The 21,627-nt window shown below is 62.0% G+C and carries 16 protein-coding genes; 10 read left to right on the top strand and 6 right to left on the bottom strand.

Annotation, left to right across the window (positions count from 1 at the left end; translation table 11 throughout):
- The first annotated feature begins 36 nt into the window (after positions 1-36).
- The gene (locus K5Q02_RS07605; protein WP_225837965.1) at positions 37-1,665 is read left to right on the top strand and encodes a DUF262 domain-containing protein; all 1,629 of its coding nucleotides are present in this window, start codon (positions 37-39) and stop codon (positions 1,663-1,665) included.
- 430 nt (positions 1,666-2,095) lie between these two features.
- Here the strand turns inward: K5Q02_RS07605 and K5Q02_RS07600 are convergent, their stop codons facing one another.
- The 3 genes from K5Q02_RS07600 to K5Q02_RS07590 are packed head-to-tail and all read right to left on the bottom strand — an operon-like array spanning position 2,096 to position 4,694.
- Positions 2,096-2,239, bottom strand: coding sequence for a DUF2474 domain-containing protein (locus K5Q02_RS07600; protein WP_225837963.1), 144 nt, complete (start codon positions 2,237-2,239; stop codon positions 2,096-2,098).
- On the bottom strand, positions 2,239-3,246 hold the full coding sequence (cydB, locus tag K5Q02_RS07595) for a cytochrome d ubiquinol oxidase subunit II (RefSeq protein ID WP_225837961.1): 1,008 nt from the start codon (positions 3,244-3,246) through the stop codon (positions 2,239-2,241). The genes K5Q02_RS07600 and cydB overlap by 1 nt, the downstream gene beginning before the upstream one ends.
- Before the next feature lie 2 nt (positions 3,247-3,248).
- Entirely contained in the window at positions 3,249-4,694 is a 1,446-nt protein-coding gene (locus K5Q02_RS07590) for a cytochrome ubiquinol oxidase subunit I (RefSeq protein ID WP_225837959.1), read from the bottom strand.
- A 499-nt stretch (positions 4,695-5,193) separates the two neighbouring features.
- On the opposite strand from K5Q02_RS07590, the gene K5Q02_RS07585 reads away from it, so the two are divergent.
- From K5Q02_RS07585 to K5Q02_RS07570, 4 genes are all read left to right on the top strand, one after another.
- Positions 5,194-7,356, top strand: a complete 2,163-nt coding sequence (locus tag K5Q02_RS07585) for a TonB-dependent receptor family protein (RefSeq protein ID WP_225837957.1) — start codon at positions 5,194-5,196, stop codon at positions 7,354-7,356.
- Positions 7,357-7,527: 171 nt separating this feature from the next.
- Positions 7,528-8,082, top strand: coding sequence for an RNA polymerase sigma factor (locus tag K5Q02_RS07580; RefSeq protein WP_225837956.1), 555 nt, complete (start codon positions 7,528-7,530; stop codon positions 8,080-8,082).
- Positions 8,079-9,008, top strand: coding sequence for a FecR family protein (locus K5Q02_RS07575; RefSeq protein WP_225837955.1), 930 nt, complete (start codon positions 8,079-8,081; stop codon positions 9,006-9,008). Before K5Q02_RS07580 ends, K5Q02_RS07575 begins: the two co-directional genes overlap by 4 nt.
- A gap of 116 nt (positions 9,009-9,124) precedes the next feature.
- Positions 9,125-11,527: a TonB-dependent siderophore receptor gene (locus K5Q02_RS07570; protein ID WP_225837947.1), complete on the top strand. Its 2,403-nt coding sequence runs from the start codon at positions 9,125-9,127 to the stop codon at positions 11,525-11,527.
- A gap of 47 nt (positions 11,528-11,574) precedes the next feature.
- Here the strand turns inward: K5Q02_RS07570 and K5Q02_RS07565 are convergent, their stop codons facing one another.
- The 3 genes from K5Q02_RS07565 to K5Q02_RS07555 form a co-directional block, all read right to left on the bottom strand.
- On the bottom strand, positions 11,575-13,971 hold the full coding sequence (locus tag K5Q02_RS07565) for a TonB-dependent receptor (protein WP_225837946.1): 2,397 nt from the start codon (positions 13,969-13,971) through the stop codon (positions 11,575-11,577).
- Between the two features lie 180 nt (positions 13,972-14,151).
- Positions 14,152-15,096 (bottom strand): FecR family protein, encoded by a 945-nt coding sequence (locus K5Q02_RS07560; RefSeq protein WP_225837944.1) that lies wholly within the window; start codon positions 15,094-15,096, stop codon positions 14,152-14,154.
- A complete protein-coding gene (locus K5Q02_RS07555) occupies positions 15,093-15,596 on the bottom strand; it encodes an RNA polymerase sigma factor (RefSeq protein ID WP_225837942.1) in 504 nt (167 codons plus the stop codon). Before K5Q02_RS07555 ends, K5Q02_RS07560 begins: the two co-directional genes overlap by 4 nt.
- Positions 15,597-15,752: 156 nt before the next feature.
- Between K5Q02_RS07555 and K5Q02_RS07550 the strand changes: the two genes are divergently transcribed.
- The 5 genes from K5Q02_RS07550 (at position 15,753) to accC (ending at position 21,605) form a co-directional block, all read left to right on the top strand.
- Positions 15,753-17,099, top strand: coding sequence for an MATE family efflux transporter (locus tag K5Q02_RS07550; RefSeq protein WP_225837940.1), 1,347 nt, complete (start codon positions 15,753-15,755; stop codon positions 17,097-17,099).
- Between the two features lie 271 nt (positions 17,100-17,370).
- A complete protein-coding gene (locus K5Q02_RS07545; RefSeq protein ID WP_442963976.1) occupies positions 17,371-19,140 on the top strand; it encodes a protein-disulfide reductase DsbD in 1,770 nt (589 codons plus the stop codon).
- A 120-nt stretch (positions 19,141-19,260) separates the two neighbouring features.
- A complete protein-coding gene (aroQ, locus tag K5Q02_RS07540; protein ID WP_225837939.1) occupies positions 19,261-19,710 on the top strand; it encodes a type II 3-dehydroquinate dehydratase in 450 nt (149 codons plus the stop codon).
- Between the two features lie 72 nt (positions 19,711-19,782).
- Positions 19,783-20,232 carry an acetyl-CoA carboxylase biotin carboxyl carrier protein gene (gene accB / locus K5Q02_RS07535; RefSeq protein WP_225837937.1) on the top strand — a complete coding sequence of 150 codons (450 nt, stop codon included), beginning with the start codon at positions 19,783-19,785 and terminating at the stop codon, positions 20,230-20,232.
- A 17-nt stretch (positions 20,233-20,249) separates the two neighbouring features.
- Positions 20,250-21,605 (top strand): acetyl-CoA carboxylase biotin carboxylase subunit, encoded by a 1,356-nt coding sequence (gene accC, locus K5Q02_RS07530; protein ID WP_225837935.1) that lies wholly within the window; start codon positions 20,250-20,252, stop codon positions 21,603-21,605.
- Positions 21,606-21,627 lie beyond the last annotated feature (22 nt).

Below are 21,627 nucleotides of genomic sequence, written 5' to 3'. Positions count from 1 at the left end.
ACTCAGGACACTGTTTAATTTCTTGGATGGAACCAGATGAAAGCCGAAGAAAGCACTGTTGGACAGATTCTCACCGATCAAATTTGCTACGAAATCCCCCCATACCAGCGCCCTTACTCGTGGAAAGTGGAGAATGTCCAGCAACTGCTGGAAGATGTCTGGGAGGCTTATGAAAATAGCGACGAGGAGTACTTTATTGGCTCTCTCATCACCATCGAAATTGAAAAGGGTAAACGCTACGAAGTAGTCGACGGACAGCAGCGTCTGACGACTCTCAACCTCATTCTTGCTCGCCTGCGTGATCACATTGAAGATAGTGCCGCCAAAGCCGTGCTGGGTAAGCGCGTGCTACCCCGTAATGAGCTGACAGGTGAAACGGAAACACCTCGTCTATTACTACGCCGTAAAGATCAAAGTTTTTTCCGCCGCCATGTTCTCGACTCTCAACCTTTCCCGCTGCCAGCCGAACGCAGCAAACTCAATGCCCCTCAACAGCGCATCATAGAAAATCTTGAGGCCATCGACTCGTTCCTAGGGCAAAAAGGTCAACAAAAACTCAAACTTTTCGCCAACTACTTGCTGATGAAGGTGTACGTAGTTTTCGTCAAAACCGAGTCACTAAAGTCCGCCTACCGCCTGTTCAACGTGCTCAATGCCCGTGGCATGTCTCTGTCGAATGCAGACTTAATCAAGAACACTCTTTTCAGCGAATTAGGCAGCCAACAGAACCTCAGCAGTGAGCTGGAGGATAGATGGCTGGAGTTGGAAGAGATTGTGGGTATCGAGCTGCTGGATGGCTTCCTCAGCCATCATAGAACTTCTCTGATGGCAGCTAAAGCCAGGAGTTCTCTGCATGAAGAATACCGCCCGATCATCGAAGGGCACAATGGCGGCACTTTTGTCTTCCTAGATCAGGTCATTCTCTCTGCCAGAAACTTTATGCGCATCTGGGATATCAACTTTCAAGATGCAGCATCAGCAAGAGCGCTTAATGCTCTTTGGCGTGTTAGCTACGACGAATGGATACCTCCTCTGCTCGCGTACCTGAATCAGCCAGTAGACGATCTGACCGAAGCGCAATTCCTTAGTCTGCTGGAACGAATCACCATGCAGAACTGGGTACGTCGTCTCGGACACACAGCCCGCCTAACCGCTTACTTCAAGTTAATCAATGCTATCAAAGCCGGAAAATCCTCTGAGGAGGTAGGTAGCATTTTTATAACCCACGCCAACAACGATGAATTTATCAATCTCCTTGGCGGTGAGATCTACGGTAAATCTTTTGATGCAGCGGTGCTCTTACGTTTAGAGGAAGCCTCACAGGACGACTCTGTCACAAAGACATTCAGTGGTCGGCTGACCATTGAACACGTAATGCCGCAGGCTTTAAAAGATACATACTGGAAAGATCGGTTCAGCTCTGAGAGCCATGGCCTCTGGCTTCATCGCCTTGGCAACCTTGCCATGCTGAGTGGTGGTAAAAACTATAAAGCGCAGTACTTCGATTTTGATCGCAAAAAGAAAATCTACTTGGATAGAGATAAAAAAGTCTCCTTCGACCTGACCAAAGAAATATGCAACGTGTCCGAATGGAGTGAAGACGCCTTGAAAGCACGCCAGGAACGGCTCATTAAGCTGGCGAAAGAGACTTGGTCGATTGCCTGACGGCACAACGCGGTAAGGCGGATAAGAAGCGTAGGATGGATTAGCGAAGCGTAATCCGTCGTTTACCGCGAACAACCTGGCCGCCTTCATGCGGCGGATTACGCCTTCGGCTAATACGCCCTACCAGAGCGCAGCTGGCCCCTCCCGAAAGCAAGTAGCCCGGGACATGTAGGGTGGACAACGCGAAGCTTGTCCACCATTCAAACGTGCACAGCCCATGACGAGCCACGGTTAGTCCATGGTGGATGGATAAAGCGCCATCCACCCTACGAGTTTGCCGTTTAGATCGTTCCCACGCTCTGCGTGGGAACGCCTTAGCAGGACGCTCTGCGTCCGATACATCGTCAACTCGGCTTACAAATGCGGCGCGGAGCGCCACGGGATGCGTTACCACGCGGAGCGTGGGAACGATCAGCCCTACGGGGTGCCTTTACGGCGTACTCAACCCCGCCGCATTCATGAATAGCCGCAGCAGATACGACACCAGCCCCAGGCTCAGCACGCTGACCGTCCAGATGCCGGCCAGCCAGGCGATGCGTTGCCAGAGTGGTTTCTTTTCGGTCGATCTTTCCATCAGTGGTACCCCTGATCAGGCGTCACCTTGCCGCGGAATACGTAGTAGCTCCAGGCGGTGTAGACGAGGATGAACGGAATGATGAACAGTGCGCCGACCAGGGCGAAGCCCTGGCTCTGCGGGGGCGCTGCGGCCTGCCAGATGGTCAGCGAGCCGGGCACGATGTTCGGCCACAGGCTGATGCCCAGGCCGCTGTAGCCGAGGAAGATGAGCACCAGGGTCAGCACGAACGGCTTGCTGTTGTCGTGGTTGGCCACCGAGCGCAGCAGGTAGAAGAAGGTCGTCAACACCAGCAACGGCACGGGCAGGAACCAGAACAGGTTGGGCAGGCTGAACCAGCGCTCGGCAATGCTCGATTGAGACAGTGGCGTCCACAGGCTGACGATGCCGATCACGGCCAGCAACAGCAGCGCCAGGGGCCGGGCCATCCTGTGCATCTGTTGTTGCAGGCGCCCTTCGGTTTTCATGATCAGCCAGGTGCAGCCGAGCAGTGCATAGGCGGCGATCAGCCCCAAACCGCTGAACAGCGGGAACGGCGCCAGCCAGTCCAGCGAGCCGCCGGAAAACGCCCGGCCTTCGACCGGAATACCCTCGATGAAAGCCCCCAGCGCCACGCCCTGAAAGAAGGTCGCTGCCACCGAGCCGCCGATGAAGGCCTTGTCCCAGATATGCCGTTTGTGATCCCTGGCCTTGAAGCGAAACTCGAAGGCCACGCCGCGAAACACCAGGCCCAGCAGCATGAACATCAACGGCAGATACAAGGCACTGAGCACCACCGAGTAGGCCAGCGGGAAGGCGGCGAACAGCCCGGCACCGCCCATCACCAGCCAGGTTTCGTTACCGTCCCAGACCGGCGCCACGGTGTTCATCATCACGTCGCGTTCGCCCTTGTCCGGCACGAACGGAAAGAGGATGCCGATGCCCAGGTCGAAGCCGTCCATGATCACGTACATCATCACGCCGAAAACGATGATCACCGCCCAGATGACGGAAAGATCGATACCCATGGTCATACCCTCCCGGTTGCAGTGCGGGTGATCGAATCGCTGTCGTCCAGGCCTTCCTTCGGCGCGGACAATGGTCGCGACTGCGTGTGCCGGGTACCCGGCCCGCCATCATCCTGATGATCGCCTTCGCCGCTGACCGGCCCTTTGCGCACCAGGCGCATCACGTAGCTCATGCCGGCACCGAACACGGCGAAGTAGACGACCACAAACAGCACCAGGGTGATCCCCAGTTGCGCCGCGCTGTGCATCGACACGCCATCGGCGGTACGCATCAGCCCATAGACCACCCACGGCTGGCGGCCGATCTCGGTGGTGAACCAGCCGGCGAGGATGGCGATCAGGCCAGACGGCCCCATCCACAGGCAGAAATACAGGAACGGGCGCGACTGGTAGAGGCTGCCGCGCCAACGCAGCCACAGGCTCCACAGCCCAGCCAGGATCATCAGCATGCCCATGGCGACCATCACCCGAAACGACCAGAAGACGATGGTCGAGTTGGGCCGATCCTCCTTGGCGAATTCCTTCAGCGCCGGCACCTGCTTGTCGAGGCTGTGAGTCAGGATCAGGCTGCCCAGGTACGGCACCTCGACCTTGAAGCGTGTTTCCTCGCGCTCCATGTCCGGCCAGCCGAACAGGATCAGCGGCGTCGGCTCACCGGAGCTGTTGTCCCAGTGACCCTCGATGGCGGCGATCTTCGCCGGTTGATGCTCGAGGGTATTGAGGCCGTGGAAGTCGCCGATCACCGCCTGTACCGGGGCGACCAGCAGGGCCATCCACAGCGCCATCGAGAACATCTTGCGCATCGCCGGCGTGTCGCGCCCTCGCAGCAGGTGCCAGGCCGCCGACGCGCAGACGAAGAACGCGGTGGCGAGAAACGCGGCGGTGGCCATGTGCGCCAGGCGGTAAGGGAACGAGGGGTTGAACACCACGGCAAACCAATCCACGGGAATGACCCGGCCGTCGACGATCTCGAAGCCCTGGGGCGTTTGCATCCAGCTGTTGGAGGCGAGAATCCAGAAGGTCGAGATCAGCGTGCCGATCGCCACCATGATCGTCGAGAAGAAGTGCAGCCCCGGCCCGACGCGGCTCCAGCCAAACAGCATGACGCCGAGAAAGCCCGCCTCGAGGAAGAATGCGGTCAGCACTTCGTAAGCCAGCAGCGGCCCGGTGACCGAACCGGCGAAATCCGAGAAGGCGCTCCAGTTGGTACCGAACTGGTAGGCCATCACCAGGCCGGAGACCACGCCCATGCCGAAGTTGACGGCGAAGATCTTCGCCCAGAAATGGTAGAGGTCGCGGTACACCGTTTCGCCGGTCTTCAGCCACAGCCCTTCGAGCACCGCCAGGTAGCTGGCCAGGCCGATGGTGATGGCCGGAAAGATGATGTGGAAGGAGATGGTGAAGGCGAACTGGATGCGCGCGAGATCCAAAGCCTCTAGGCCGAACATGGACGTGCCCCTCGATCAAAGTTATCGGTTATCGAATTCTTGTAGTGATTGCAGACGCCAACAGCCAAGGCGAAAGGCGCCTTGATCTGGATCAATGGATCGGTTTCAGATTACGCCTTGCGGTGCCACTTACCAGCGTGGCCGGATGCCGCGCGACAGGCTGTCGCTGTGGCGTTGTGCCTTAGTCTGCTCGATGTCGGCGCTTTGCCTGCAAAGTGGCGATACCAGCCCGTGGGAGAGGCTTTAGCCTCGAGCCTTGTAAGCCTATCCAGGCAAAATCGAGGCTAAAGCCTCTCCCACAAAAGTGTTCAACGAATGGCCGTTTTTACCTTTTAGCAGTCGCTTTATGTCGCCTAAAAAAGATCGTGAACACGCTTTAAGTTCTTCAGTTATCGCGCACCGTGCGCGTGATCGGACGAGGTGCAGAAGTGGCCTGGCACACGCGGGCGCCGTCCTACCCCGCGCTATCCCAAATACCGCTCCACGGAGAACCTGCCGAATGCCTTGCCTGCCCCCGTACGCCCTGCGCCCTCGCCACCTGCTGGCCGCCAGCCTGCTGACCTGCGCGGCACTTCCTGCCGCCCATGCCGAAACCAGGCCGGGCACCGTGCAACTGGAAGGCGTGCGGGTGACCGGCCAGGTGCTGACCGAGCAGCAGGCGGCCGAAGAGCAGCTCAAACAGGTACCGGGTGGCACCAACCTGGTGGACATGCAGCGCGTCGAGCAGGGCCGTGTGGCCGGCAACCAGGATGTGCTGGCCTACCAGCCGGGCGTGTACGCGCAGTCGCCTGGCAACGAGGGCATCAAGATCGCCATCCGCGGCTCGGGCATCAATCGCGGCACCGGCTCTCACGCCTCCGGCAACCACATCATGCTCGACGGTTTGCCGCTGACCGGCTCGGGCGGCACGCCTTATGAGCTGCTGGAACCGCTGTGGATAAGCCGCGCCGAAGTGCTGCGCGGCGCCAATGGGTTCGACAAAGGCTCGCTGGCCCTGGGCGGCGCCATCGACTACATCACCCGCACCGGCCGCGATGCCGACAAGCTGCAGCTGCGTTACGAAGCCGGCAGCCACGGTTACCAGAAACGCAGCATCAGCTCCGGTCAGGTGCTGGGCGATTTCGATTACTACATCAACCTCACCGACAGCCATTACGACGGTTATCAGGATCATGCCTCGGGCAAAGGCAAGGGCGTGGCCGCGAACGTTGGTTATCGCCTCAACGACAACCTGGAAACGCGCTTCTACCTGCGTTATCGGGAAACAGAGCATGACGTCCCCGGCCGCCTGACCAAAGCGCAGATCAAGCACGCCCCACGGGCTGCCGCCGCCAACAACCTGCGCATCGACGCGCACCGCGACCAACCCGGCAGCACCTGGCTGGCCAACAAGACCACCTGGCAGATCGACGACGACTCCACCCTGGTAGCCGGCCTGGCCTATCACCACTACCCGATGGATATCGTCGAGAACAGCTCGCCCAACGGCAACACCTACCGGGTGCGTGTGGATTACAGCGACGTCAGTGGCACCCTGAACTACAACCGCCGCCACACCCTGTTCGGGCTCGACAGCAACACCACCATCGGCTTTCGCAGCACCACCAATCTGCCAAGCAGCAAGTCCAAGGAAAATGCCGCGCTACCAATCAGCGTCGGTGGCACCGACTACCCAGCCGGCACCCTGATGCGCGCCTATGAACACCTGGGCTCGGACAACGTGCTGCACGCCAGCAACGAAACCGAGCTGGTGCCCGATCTGTGGCTGACCACCGGTTTGGCGCTGATCTATACCCGCCGTCAGGTCGAGGTGACCTGGCCGGCCACCGACGACACGCTCAGCGAACACACCTGGGATTACGCACCGCGCATCGGCCTGCGCTATCAGCTCAACCCCGAGGTGCAGCTGTACGGCAATATCAGCCGCTCCGTCGAACCGCCCCACGCCTGGTCGATGCTCTGGAGTTCGCCGCTGCGTTTCCCGGCCAGCAACCAGCCGTACAGCGCTCGCCAGCGCGCGCCGATCTCGATGGATAACCAGACCGCCACCACCTTCGAAGTTGGCGGGCGCGGCGACTCCGTGCTGGGTCAGTGGGATATGGCCTATTACTACTCGCTGGTGCGTCATGAGCTGCTGACCGTGGAAATCACGCCCGGCGTTCCTCCTTCCGAATCCAACGCCAGCCCCACCGTCCACCAGGGCATCGAGTTGGGCCTCGACAGCCCGCTGTGGCAAGGCGGCGCAGCCGGTGATCTGGCCTTGCGCCAGACGTATACCTTCAGCGATTTCCACTACCGCGACGACGACACCTACGGCGATAACCGACTGCCCGGCCTGCCGCGTCATTACTACCAGGCCGAGCTGCGCTACAGCCACCCGAGCGGTTTCTACGCCGGGCTCAACACCCAGTACGCCTCGAAGGTTGCCGTGGATTACGCCAACTCCTACTACGCCGATGCCTACGCCATCTTCGGCGCGACCCTGGGTTACGCCTCGCCGAAAGATGACTGGCAGACCTGGCTGGACTTGCGCAACCTGACCGACAAGCGCTACGCCGCCACCGTCACGCCGGGCTACAACGACAACGGCGCAGACGCCGCTCGCTCCACGCCGGGCGACGGTTTTGGCGCCTTCGTCGGGGTGTCTTACAGCTTCAACTGACGCGACTCGCCTGGCTGACTGCGCCGTGCATGGCGGCGAGTCAGCCAGGTAATGGCCGACCTCAAGGCCGATCGCGCTAACCTCCACCCACACCAATAGCAATAATTGTTATTTACGAATTATTGCCAATTGCCTATCCTCTGGCCGCTTCCAACACCCAGAGGGCTTATCGTGCCGATTGCCACGCTGCAGGCCAGCCAACCCGCGCTCCGCGACGCCGCCAAGGTCGACTGGCAAGGCATCGACCTTGGCTGGGCATACAGCGATCTGCTGCTCAGCCTCAGCCGTCGCACCCGCTGCGTGCAACGCGCTTACGATGTGCTGCACGATGCCCTGCTGCGCTTTGCCCTGGCGCAACATCAGCGCCGGATCGAGCAGCCCAATGCCTACCTGCGCCGTGTCGCCCACTCGGTACTGATCGATTTCTACCGCAGCGAGTGGAGGCTGGAATCGCTGGAATCGCATAACCCGGAAGACCTGGCCCCCGACCAGGTGGCACCGTCCTGCGAACACCTGCTCGATATCCAGCAGCGCCTCAAGGCGTTGCAGCGCATCCTCGACTGCCTGCCCGAGCGTTGCGCAGAAGTGTTCTGGATGGCCCGTATCGAGGGTTACACCCAGCCGGATATCGCCACGCGCCTGGGCATCAGCCTGAACATGGTCGAACGGCACATGATGCGCGCCCTGCTCGACCTGCGTCGCGCCCGCGACCTGCTGCAATCATGAGTGACCCGACCGAACAGGCCGCCGCCTGGTTTCTGCGCCTGCGCGGCGATGCGCGGCTGGCGGAGCAGGCGGAATTCCGCAGCTGGCTCGCCGCCGACCCGGCGAACGCCGAGGAATACCGTGCCTTCGAAGCGCTCTGGAACGACTTCGGCAGCACCCGCCAGACCGAGGCGCTGGCCATGGCCATGGAGCGCCAGCAACGCGGGCAGCCACGTTACCTGCGCCGGGGCGTCTGTGCGCTGGTGCTGATGCTCGCGTCGGCTGCGGGCTGGCTCGGTTATCGGCAGAGCCCTCAGCAACTCGCGTTGCACACGCCGATTGGTGAGCGCCAGCAGGTCACCCTGCGCGATGGCAGCGAGCTGCAGTTGAACGCCGCCACCCGGATCGACGTCCGTTATGGCTGGCGCCAGCGCAACATCGACCTGCGGCAAGGCGAGGCGCTGTTCGATGTCGCACGCAACCCTCTGCGCCCCTTCGTGATCGATAGCGGCCTGGCGCAGATCACCGTGCTAGGCACCCGCTTCGTGGTCAACCGCCTGCCGGATCGGCTGCGGGTCAGCGTCGATCATGGCCGGGTCGAAGTGGCCAGCACACGCCACCCAGACGAAACCTGGCAGGTGGGTGCCGGCCAGGTCGTGGAAGTCGATGGTAATGGCCACCTGCGCAAGATCGACCTGCCGGCCGACAATGCCCTGGCCTTCACCCGCGGCAACCTGGTGTTCGAAGACGCCGATCTTGGCGAGATCGCCGCCAGCTTGTCGCGCTATCGCGAACGGCCAATGCAAGCCCACTCCGGCTACCCGAGCCCGCGCATCAGTGCCGTGCTGCAACTGAGCGACGTGGAGGACTTCATCCGCGCCCTACCGACCATCGCCCCGGTACGCGTGACCGAAGGCAGCCAAAGCACCGAGCTGAGCGCGCGTTAGCGATTCGCCAGGGCCCCGAACATAGCGGCATAGCGGCGACCATTCGTCGCCGCTACATCAGGGGAAACGCCGGGCGTTCCGTCCTTCAGGCAAATTCCCATGAGAAGGATGTCTCGATGCGTCATTCGTTCGCGCTACGCAACCTGCTGGCCGTTGCCAGTTTCGCCTTGGTTGCGCCCGCGCTGGCTGCCCCTGTCGATCTGAACCTGCCCGCCCAGCCCCTGAGCCTGTCGCTGCGCCAACTGGGCGAAGCAGCCGGCTTGAGCATCGCCGCCGACAGCAGCCTGACCGGGCACCTGCACGCCCCCGCGGTAAGCGGCACGCTGGAACCCACGGTGGCGCTGCAGCAGTTGCTCGATGGCAGCGGCCTGACTTACCAGCGTGCGGGCAACACCCTGATCATCACCCGCCAGAGCGACACCGGCGCCTCGCTGGAACTGGGCGCCACCAGCATCACCGGCGCAGGCCTGGGTGACACCACCGACGGCACGGGCTCGTACACCACCGGCTCGACCAGCACAGCGACCAAGATGCCGCTGACCATCCGCGAAACGCCGCAGTCGATCAGCGTCATGAGCCGCCAGCGCATGGATGACCAGAACCTGACGCAGCTGACCGATGCGGTGCGTCAGACCCCAGGCCTGAGCGTGAACCAGAGCGGCAACATGGGCTCGGACAGCAGCGCCATCTACTCCCGCGGCTTCCAGGTACAGAACTACCAAATCGACGGCGAACCGCTGCTCAACAGCAATTACAACTCGGTATTCCAGACCAACGACCTGGCGCTCTACGACCGTATCGAAGTGATCCGCGGCGCCACGGGTTTGACCAATGGCATCGGCACTCCGGGCGCCACCATCAACCTGGTGCGCAAGCGCCCGACCAGCGAATGGAAGAGCAGCATTGGTCTGCAGGCAGGTTCCTGGGATAACAACGCCATCGAACTGGACAGCGGCGGGCCACTCAATGAGAGCGGTAGCGTGCGGGGTCGCATGGTCGCCGTTTATCGCGATGCCGGCTCGCATGTCGACCGCCTGCAGGAGCGGCACAAGGTGCTGTACGGCATCGTCGAGGCCGACCTGACACCAGACACCCTGCTCTCCATCGGCGCAGACGCACAGCAGCACGACGCCAACAACCACGCCCGTGGTGGCCTGCCGCTGTACTTCAGCGATGGCTCGCGTACCGACTGGTCACGCTCGGCCTCGGCAGCCAGCACCTGGGCCTACTCCGAACGTCACTTCGCCTCCGGTTTTGCCTCCCTCGACCAACAATTGAACGATGACTGGAAGGCCAAGCTGACCCTCAGCAGGGGACGCTACGCGTTCGACGAAGTGCTCGGTTATGCCGGTGCCCGGGTCTATCCGAATCGTGAAACCGGCGGTGGTGGCATGCTCTACGGCGGCCGCTGGGGCGCCAAACCGGTGCAGGACAGCCTCGACATGCACCTGCGCGGCAGCTTCGAGCTACTCGGCCAGCAGCATGACCTGGTGATCGGCCACTCCCGCCAACAGACCCGCTACAAAGCGGACAACTATGACCTCTGGCGTTTCGCCGGCTGGAGCAGCGACATTCCCAGCTATTACGGCTGGGATGGCAAGACTCCGGCAGAGCCCAATATTCCGGTTAACGGGCGCATGAATTACAACGAGAAGCAGCAGGCGACCTACACCAGCATGCGCCTGCGCGCGACCGACAAACTGTCGGTATTCCTCGGCGGCCGCGTGACCGACTGGGAGAACGTGCAGAAGACCGACAACTACGGCGGCGTCGACGATGAAACCACCCGACGTACCGAAACCGGTGTGTTCACGCCGTTCGCAGGTGTCGTCTATGAGCTGGACGACACCTGGTCGGCCTATGCCAGCTACACCAGCATCTTCAAGCCACAGAGCAATCGTCTGCTCGACGGCAGCTTCATCGACCCGCTGGAAGGCGTGGGCTACGAGCTGGGGGTCAAGGCAGGCTTCTTCGAGGATCGCCTGAATTTCTCCACGGCGATCTACCAGATCGAGCAGGACAACCTTGCCGTCTCCATACCGGGTGAGTTCGCCCCTAATGGTGATCAGGCGTACCGCGCCGAATCCGGCACCAAAACCCGTGGTTTCGAGGTGGAGTTGAGCGGCGAGCTGGTGCCGGATTGGCAACTGACGGCCAGCTATTCGCGCAATATCGTCCAGGACAGTAACGGTAGAGCGCTGAATACCGATATCCCGCAAAACACCGCCAAGCTGTTCACCAGCTATCTGCTCGACAACCTGGGCAATGGCCTGACCGTGGGCGGCGGGGTGAACTGGCAGCACGCTATCTACAGCGACGCCATGGGGCCCAACAGCGTGCGCTTCACCCAAGGCAGCTACGCCGTGGTCGACCTGATGGCCCGCTACCCCATCACCGAGCAACTCAGCGCAACGCTCAACCTCAACAACCTGCTCGACAAGGAGTACTACACCAGCACGTCATCGGCCTACTACGGCACGCCACGCAATGCGACGCTGGGGTTGCGCCTGACGTTCTGAGCGAAACCAGCCCGGCGTGCGAATGCGCCGGGCTGGTTAGCGTGACCTCAGAAGTCCAGAGTGGCCGAGACCTTCAGGGTGCGCGGCTCACCCTGGGTCAGATAGCCGCCGTTGGTGGACGCCCAATAGGCCTTGTCAGCGACGTTCTCCAAACCTGCACGCAGGGTCAGCTGCCGCTCTTCGTCGAGCCTCATCGCATAACGAGCGCCAAGATCCACTCGCGTCCAGGCGGGGATGCTCAGAGTATTGGCAGAGTCGTAGTACTGGCCGCCGGTGCGCAGCAACAGCCCGTTGAAACTCAGGCCCGAAACACCTGGCACGTCCCAGTCGGCGCCGACGTTGTACTGAAACTCCGGGACACCGACAGCGCGGTTGCCATCATTGGCGCCACCGGCAGTGCCGCGCAATTCGGTATCCATCAGGGTCGCGCCAGCAAGCAGACGCAAGCCAGGCAGCGGTTCACCGAACAGATTCAGTTCCACACCACGGTTACGCTGCTCGGCGTCGACCCGATAGACATTGTCGGTTCCCGTGACGCCTTGGGGCTGCTCGATCCGATAAACCCCGAGGCTGCCGCCAAAGGTACCCCAGTCCAGCTTTACACCTGCCTCGATCTGCTTGGTGCGATAAGGCGCGAACATGGCCCCACGATTGACGGCAGCAGCAGGGGCAGACGGCCCCTGCTGAAGCGACTCGATGCTATTGGCATACAACGAAACCACGTCGCTCGCCTTGAAAACCAGGCCATAGGCCGGCGTGGTGATGCTGTCTTCGTAATTGGCGGTACGCGCACCACTGGCGGCGCTCCAGGCATCGGCGCCGATGGACTGGCGGCGCAGCCCAAGGGTCAGCAGCAGTCGCTCATCGAAGAAACCCAGGGTGTCGGAAACTGCAACGCTGCGGGTGATCACCTTGGCGGTCTTACGGGGGTCGTGAAGATCGCCGCTGACGCTCGCGACCGGCTCATTCACGGGTTGCGGGTCGTAGAGATTGCCGGGCCGGCGATTGGCTACAGTCGTCGACTCGAAGGCATTTCGCCGCTCCTGCCAAAGACCATTGGTGGAGACATTCAACTGGTGGCTGACAGGACCAGTCTGCAGACTGCCACGCAACCCGGCCACGCTGCTGAAGGTCTCCTGGTCGAGAGGCGAATACAACCGACCGACCTGCCCGCGACCATCCGGGGACGCAACATACACCGAGGAATACACACCATTCTCCCGGGTGTACTTGCCGCCGCCGGCGAGGTAGGCCGTCCAGTTGTCGCTCAGATCGTACTCGGCGTTGAACATGCCGTAGGTATCTTCCAACTGCGACCAGCTCCAGGGCTGAGAGTAATTGGCATCCGAATCCGGCACCTTCGGTACCTTACCGCCCAGCCCAGCGGGGGTCAGATAGACCACCGAACGGCCTTCGTTGATGCGCTGCTTCTGATAGCCGAAATCGGTCGACAGGCGCAGCCGCTCACCGCGGTAGTCGAGACCGACGGCGGCCAGGCTGAAGTGCGAGTGCTCGCCGTCAACCGCCGTTTCACCATCACGCTTGGCCACATTGATCCGCGCTCCGAAGCGATTGTCTTCACCAAAACGGCGCCCCAGATCCACATGACCACCCGTACGCGCGCTACTGGCGTAATCGAGGGTGATACTGCGATTGGGCGTGTCCTCGGCACGCTTGGAGACCACATTGATCGCGCCGCCAACCCCACTTCCGCCCGGTGCAACGCCATTGAGAAACGCGTTGGCGCCTTTGAACACTTCGACACGCTCGACAGCTTCGGTGGAAATGATCTGCCGCGGCAGAATCCCGTACAGGCCGTTGAACGCAATATCGTCGGTGTACAGCTGGAAACCGCGCACCACGAACACCTGGGAGAAGTTGCCGAAACCGTTGGACTGACGGATCGCCGGATCACTGGCCAGCACTTCACCCAGGCTGCGCGCCTGGCGGTTCTCGATCAGTTCGCTGGTATAACTGGCCGCACTGAACGGCACATCCTGCATATCCTGATTGCCCAGCATACCAATGCGCGCACCTCTGGCGACCTGGCCACCGGCGTATTCCACCGGCAGGTCGAGACGGCCTTCGGCCTGGCCGCTGACGGTGGTGGCGCCGAGTTGCAGCGCGTCGTTGCCCTGGCTGAGCGGCACCAGTGTCACGGTGCCCTGCTGGTCGATCTGGTAGCTGAGGCCACTGCCCTGCAGCAGCAACTGCAGGCCTTCGGCAACCGAGTAATCGCCCTTCAAGGCAGGCGCCTGACGATCACTCTGGGTCAGGCTGGCGTCGTAGAGCAGACGCACATTGGCCTGCTCGGCGAAATCGGTCAGCGCAGCATCGAGGCGCTGGGCAGGCAGGTCGAACTCCAGCGCTGACGCGGTCGTGGCAACGAGCAGCAGGTGGGCGGCAGCCAGTGCCTGGAAAAGAGGAGAACGCGTCATGCGCATGCTGGGTTTCCTGTGTTCTGCCAAAGTTCATGCGAAAAAGTCGCATTTGCAGAAACGGAAGACGAAACGCCGATGCGTTTCTGAACCAGGAACGTAAGTATTTTTACGTCAGCCGCTAAATATCTATCGTGGAACCTGCAAGACCGGCCCGGCATCGCTGAAGACCGCGCTGCGAAAACCTCAGTTGCGGCTTACCAGCAGCAGCCCGGGCAGCCTTACCAAGCGCACCGGCAGGTTGCTTTCGATGGCGCGCAGCACCGCCTGCGGGTCGTCATGGGCGAAAACGCCGGTCACCTTAAGGTCACGCACGCTCTGGTCGAGAAAGATCACCCGCTGGCTCTGGCTGCGCTCCAGTTCGGCGAATACGTCGCTCAATGGCTGCGCGCGAAACACCAGCTTGCCGCGCTGCCAGGCCAGTTGCTGACGGGCATCGAGTGGCTGCACAGGCTCCAGTTGATCACCGCTCCAGCGCACTTGCTGGTTGGCGCCTACCGGCAGCGCTTGCTCGCGAGCATCGCTGGCCTGCACCTGCCCTTCGGTCACGGCAAGTACTACCTGACCACCGCTGTAGTCGACATCGAAGCGGGTACCGGTCACGCGAATACGCGCCAGTCCGGCCTCGACGAAGAACGGCCGGCTGGCATCTTTGGCCACCTGGAAATCCGCTTCACCCCGATACAGACGAATGCTCCGGCGCCCTTCGCTGATGCTCCAGTCCAGCGCGGTAGCGCCATTGAGCGTCAGCACGGTGCCATCTTCCAATTCGACGATGCGCACTTCGCCCGGAGCGGTCGCCAGGTCGGCGTACCAGCCCACCCAGGTGCCCTGGGGCAGCCAAAGGGCCAGGAGCAGTATGGCGGCGCTCGCCAGTGGTACAGCCCAACGCAGCCGCCGGCCACGACGCAGTGGCAGAACCACTGCAGGCGAATCCGCAACCGCGGGCTGCTTGCCAAGCTGCCCCAGCAGCGCCCACAAACGATCTACTTCGCTGGCGGCCTGCTCGTGAGCCGGCGATGTGCTGCGCCACACCGCGGCGGCGACACGGTCGGCAGCGCTGGCGCGACCGGAATGCAGCAGTACCTGCCACTCTCGAGCCTGGGCGAGAAGCGAAGAATCGGTGGTCACGACATCAAGTCCATTTTCTGCTGACACTGTTCCAGGGCCTTGAGGATATAGCGTCCGGCCATGCTTTCGGAAACACCGAGGCGCTGACCGATTTCCTTCTGGGTCAGACCCTCGAGGCGGTTCCATAACAGGGCCTGACGCAAATGAGGGGGCAGATCCTGAAGAATATCGTCCAGGCGGGCAAGCTGTTGACCATCACCGACGATCTGCTCGGGCCCAGGCTGATCCGACTCCAGCTCCACCGACACGCTTTCCTGCACTGGCCGTGCCTGCTGCTGACGACGGTGGTCGATGATCAGGTTGCGGGCGATGCGGTAAAGAAAAGCACGCAGATTCTCGACTTCTCCCGTGCCACGGCGCTGAAAGCGCAGCCAGGTTTCCTGGCGCAAGTCGGCCGCCAGCTCGTCGCACTTCACCTGGCGGGTGAAGAAGCGCAGCAACTCGCCCGCATGGCGCTGGAACTGGCCTTCCTGGGCATCGGAGTCATGGGGCGGGCGCACTCGGGAATCCCGTGCAGGAAAGGGGTTGCGAACATATATCCGCTGATAATTATTTTCAATAAAAGGCGACCAGCGTTCTACCGCCCCATCTCGGCACTCGCCATAACGGCAAGGCTGCGCAGTCACCTATACTGCGCAGCCCTGATGGAGCGCTGCATGTTTCGTGATGCCTGGCGCCACGCGCCGACCCACCGCAAGGTCTGGGCGCTGGCTGCACCGATGATCCTCTCCAACCTGTCCGTGCCACTGGTGGCGCTGGTCGACACAGCCGTGGTCGGTCACCTGCCCCATGCTCATCAATTGGGCGCAGTGGCGGTGGGTAGCAGCCTGTACATCCTAATCGTCGGTCTCCTCGGTTTTCTGCGCATGGGCACCACGGGCTTCGCCGCCCAGGCTTGCGGCCGGGGGGATGGCGGCGCATTGCGTCAGGTGCTGGTGCAGGGCCTGCTGCTCGCCGCATTGCTGGCACTGACCCTCGGTGCGCTGGCGGTTCCCTTCAGCGGTCTGGCCTTGGGGCTGATGAATCCGTCGGCCGAGCTGGATGCACTAACCCGCGAATTTCTGCATACCCGCCTGCTCGGCCTGCCGGCCGCATTGGCCAACTTCGCCTTGATCGGCTGGCTGCTCGGCGCCCAGAACGCCCGCGCGCCCCTGGTGATGCTGCTGGTCACCAACCTGCTGAACATCGTGCTGTCGCTGTGGTTCGTGTTGGGCCTCGACTGGGAAGTCGTTGGCGCTGCCCGCGCGGCGGTGCTGGCTGAGTGGGGTGGCCTGCTGGTGGGCCTGGCGCTGACCCGAGGCGCACTGCGTCGTCATCCTGGCAGCACGCAATGGGCGGCGATGGGCAAGTGGCAGAGCTGGAGCGCGCTGCTGGGCGTCAACCGCGATATCTTCCTGCGCTCCCTGGCGCTGCAGGCGGTGTTTCTGCTGATCACCATTCAGGGGGCACGCCTGGGCGACGCCACCGTGGCAGCCAACGCGCTGCTGCTCAATGGCCTGCTGGTAACCGCCTATGCCCTGGACGGGCTGGCCCACGCGGTCGAGGCACTGTGCGGTCACGCCATCGGCGCACGCGACCGCCTGGCGCTCAGACGCAGCCTGATCGTCGCCGGTTTCTGGTCGTTGCTTGCCAGCGTGCTATTCGCGCTGGCGTTTGGCGCCGGCGGCCACCTGTTCGTTAACCTGCAGACGGACATCCCGGTTGTACGCGAAACGGCCGGACACTACCTGCCCTATCTCGCCCTGCTGCCGCTGTTCGCGGTCTGGAGCTACCTGCTCGACGGCCTGTTTATCGGCGCCACACGTGCCCGGGAGATGCGCAACGCCATGCTCGTGGCCCTGGCCCTCGGCCTGCCAATCGCCCTGGCACTGCAGGGCTTTGGCAACCACGGCCTGTGGATGGCGTTCCTGGCCTTCATGGCCCTGCGCGGCCTGACCCTGGGCGCCCTGGCCTGGCACCTGGCGCGCCGCGACCTGTGGCTGGCAACTCCCAGCGGCCGGTAATGCCAGGCTACTATTGACTCGATCTGAAGGCGCGCTCAGTGGAAGGTTGATGGGCTTCGGCCCAACCATTTTCGTGGATCGGCCGCGAACCGCGTCAAAATCCCTCGCTTTGCGCTCCAGCCAGCGCCCTTATGCTCGCGGCCTTATGCTGCAGCAGCCGAACGCAACGGCTGCTGCCAGCCACTTGGCGCAACCACCACTTACAGCACACCCCATGGCGTAGCTCGCTGGCTCCGCTATCATGGCGCGATCAACGCCCCACGAGATGCCCATGCCACGTTTCCTCTGCCTGCTGTTGTTGCTCTTCGTCCTGCCTGCCAGCGCCGGTGTTTTCGACAGCCGCCCGAACGCCGCACCTCTCGGCCAGGCGCTTAATAACAGCGCGGATTTTCTGCCCGTACACGAGGCGTTCAAGCTGAGCCTGGTGAACAGCACGCCCACTTCCGCGACCTTGCGTTTCGTCGCGGCCGAGGGCTATTACCTCTATCATCACCAGTTCAAGTTCAAGGTCGAGCCCGCTGCGCTGGCGGGCGCGCCCGTGGAAGTGCCGGAAGGCCTGCACAAGAACGACCAGTACTTTGGCGACGTGCAGGTGTTCTACGAGGTGCTGGATGTCGAGGTGCCGCTCAACAATCCGGATAATCGCCCACTCAACCTCGCCGTCACTTACCAGGGCTGCGCAGACAAAGGCCTGTGCTATCCGCCAGAAACCGAGACGCTGGCCATCAATGGCGGGGTTGCCGCTTCGAGTGGCGAAGCGCTGTCGAGCAAAGCTGGGTGGAGCTGGGCCGATCTGGCGCTGATGTTCGCAGCCGGCCTGACGCTGACCTTCACGCCCTGCGTGCTGCCCATGCTGCCAATCCTCTCCGGCGTAGTGCTGCGTGGCCGCCCGAGCAGAGGTCGCGGACTGGCGCTGTCGCTGGCCTACGTGTTGCCGATGGCGGCCTGCTATGCCGCCCTCGGTGCCCTGATGGGGCTGTTCGGCGCCAAGCTCAACCTGCAGGCAATGCTGCAATCCCCATGGATTCTGGTGCCGTTCGCGCTGTTCTTCGCGGTGTTCGCGGTGGCCATGTTCGGCGTCTTCGAACTGCGCCTGCCGGCCTTCATCCGCGAGCGTCTGGATCGCAAGGCAGCGCAGACACAAGGTGGCACTCTGGCCGGCGCAGCGACGCTGGGCGTGCTTTCCAGCCTGATCGTTTCCCCCTGCATCACCGCGCCGTTCACCGCGCTGCTGCTCTATATCAGTAGCACTGGCGATGCAGTCGGTGGTGCGTTGCAACTGTTCGCTCTCGGCTTGGGCATGGGCACGCCGCTGGTGATCTTCGCAGCTGGCGGCGGCGCGCTGCTGCCCAAATCCGGTACCTGGATGGTCGCTGTGCGCAACGCCTTTGGTGTGATGTTGCTGGCGGTATCGGTGTGGCTGCTCGAACGAGTCTTGCCCGGCAGTTTGTCGCTGGCGCTGTGGGGCCTGCTGGCCGCTGGCGTCGCGCTGTTCCTGGGAGCGCTGGAGTTCACGCCGAAAAGCGCGCGGGGCAAACTGGCCCAGCTCGCCGGCCTGGTTTTGCTGGTCTACGCCCTGGCAGCCTGGACGGGCGCCCTGCAAGGCCGCGACGACCCGCTGCGACCGCTGGGCAGTGGTTCGGCGGGCGCCGAGCAGAACACCACGACTGCCGGCAGTTGGCAAACCATCAGCACCCCTGCGGAACTGGACGCGGCCCTGGCGCAGGCCAAGGGCGCAGGCCAGCCACTGTTACTCGACTGGTACGCCGACTGGTGCATCAGCTGCAAGAAGATCGAGCGCGAGGTATTCAACTCACCACAGGTCGGCCCGCAGTTGGCTGACTATCATCTGCTGCGTTTCGACATGACCGACAGCACGGCAGCCCAACGCGCGCTGCTCGACCGCTACCAGCTGTTCGATCCGCCAGCGATCCAGCTGTTCGATGGCCGCGGCCAGGAATTGCACGACCTGCGGGTGGTCGGCGAGATCGACGCCGCGGGCTTTTCCGAGCGCCTGAATCAAGCACGAGAACGTTTTTAGGCAATTCGGTCACATCTTCGGCGAAAGATGCGGACATCGTGCCGACTACTCCCGAAAACTGGACATCCCTACGGCACTTCTGGCAGAGTCCGCGCAGCTAAAAAGAAGGAAGCACGGATCATGTCGACCCTACTGGTTTTGCACGGCCCCAATTTGAACCTGCTCGGTACCCGAGAGCCCGGCACCTATGGCGCCACGACCCTCGAGCAGATCAATCTCGACCTGGAGCAACGTGCCCGCGAGGCCGGCCATCATCTGCTGTACCTGCAGAGCAATGCCGAGTATGAGTTGATCGACCGTATCCATGCTGCCAGAGGCGAAGGCGTCGATTTCATCATCATCAACCCTGCCGCCTTCACTCACACCAGCGTCGCATTACGTGACGCGTTGCTGGCGGTGAGCATCCCATTCATCGAAGTGCACCTCTCCAATGTGCACAAGCGCGAGCCTTTCCGGCATCACTCCTACTTTTCCGACGTGGCGGTAGGCGTGATCTGCGGTCTCGGCGCCAGCGGTTATCGGCTGGCCCTCGAGGCGGCCCTGGAAAACCTGGCGAGCCAAAACACCTGAAACCGGCGCCTTGAAGCGGCGGTTCATTCGCACAACTTGAACGACCCTGACCAGACTGGGAGTTGAACACCTATGGATATTCGCAAAGTCAAAAAACTGATCGAGCTGCTGGAAGAGTCCGGCATCGACGAACTGGAAATCAAGGAAGGCGAAGAGTCCGTACGCATTAGCCGTCACGGCAAACAGCCGGCCTATGCCCAGCCTGTCTATGCACCGGCTCCGGCACCAGTTGCTGCAGCCGCTCCGGTTGCTGCCGAAGCCGCCGCACCAGTTGCTGCCAAGCTGAACGGCACCGTAGTGCGTTCGCCAATGGTCGGTACTTTCTACCGCGCTGCTTCGCCAACCTCGGGCAACTTCGTTGAAGTTGGTTCGACCGTGAAGAAAGGCGACATCCTCTGCATCGTTGAAGCGATGAAGATGATGAACCACATCGAGGCCGAAACCAGCGGCACGATCGAATCCATCCTGGGCGAGAACGGCCAGCCGGTGGAATACGATCAACCGCTGTTCACCATCGTCTGATGCACGGGGAACCCGTAATGCAGAAGCTGGAAAAAGTTCTGATCGCCAACCGCGGCGAGATTGCCCTGCGCATCCTGCGTGCCTGTAAAGAACTGGGCATCAAGACCGTAGCGGTGCACTCCACTGCCGACCGCGAACTGATGCACCTGGCCCTGGCCGATGAGTCGGTCTGCATCGGCCCGGCACCCGGCAACCTGTCGTACCTGAACATCCCGGCGATCATCAGTGCCGCGGAAGTCACCGGTGCGACCGCCATCCACCCCGGCTACGGCTTCCTCGCGGAAAACGCCGATTTCGCCGAGCAGGTGGAAAACTCCGGTTTTGCCTTCATCGGCCCGAAAGCCGACACCATTCGCCTGATGGGTGACAAAGTGTCGGCCAAGCAGGCCATGATCAAAGCTGGCGTACCGGTGGTGCCTGGCTCTGACGGCCCGCTGCCAGAGGACGAAGCAACCGCTCTGGCGATTGCCCGCGAAGTCGGCTACCCAGTGATCATCAAGGCCGCTGGCGGCGGCGGTGGTCGCGGCATGCGCGTGGTGTGGAAAGAAGAAGAGCTGATCAAGTCGGCTCGACTGACCCGCAGCGAAGCCGGTTCGGTGTTCGGTAACCCAATGGTCTACCTGGAGAAATTCCTCGGCAATCCACGTCACGTGGAAGTCCAAGTGCTCTCCGACGGCCAAGGCAACGCCATCCACCTCTATGACCGCGACTGCTCGCTGCAGCGTCGTCACCAGAAGGTACTAGAAGAAGCCCCGGCTCCGATGATCGACGAGAAGGCCCGCGCCGAAGTGCTCAAGCGCTGCGTCGATGCCTGTATCGAAATCGGCTATCGCGGTGCCGGCACGTTCGAATTCCTCTATGAAGACGGTCGTTTCTACTTCATCGAGATGAACACCCGCGTACAGGTCGAGCACCCGGTTACCGAAATGGTCACCGGCATCGACATCGTCAAGGAGATGCTCAGCATCGCCGCGGGCAACAAGCTGTCGTACAAGCAGGAAGATGTGAAGCTTCTGGGCCACGCCCTGGAGTGCCGCATCAACGCCGAAGACCCGGATACCTTCATGCCTTGCCCCGGCAAGGTGAAGCACTTCCACGCGCCAGGCGGTTTCGGCGTACGTGTCGACTCGCACCTGTACAGCGGCTACACCGTACCGCCGAACTACGACTCGCTGATCGGCAAGCTGATCACCTACGGCACCACTCGTGACGAGGCCCTGGCCCGCATGCGTAATGCCCTGGAAGAAATCGTCGTCGACGGCATCAAGACCAACGTGCCTCTGCACCGCAACCTGGTTGTGGACAAGGGCTTCTGCGAAGGCGGCGTGAATATCCACTACCTGGAAAAGAAACTGGGTATGGATAAGCACTAAGCAACGAGCAGTATGTTGTGTG

The organism is Pseudomonas sp. MM211 (assembly GCF_020386635.1).
Taxonomy (GTDB): domain Bacteria; phylum Pseudomonadota; class Gammaproteobacteria; order Pseudomonadales; family Pseudomonadaceae; genus Aquipseudomonas.
Note: the sequence above shows the minus strand (reverse complement) of the source record. Positions and strands in the feature narration are given on the sequence as shown.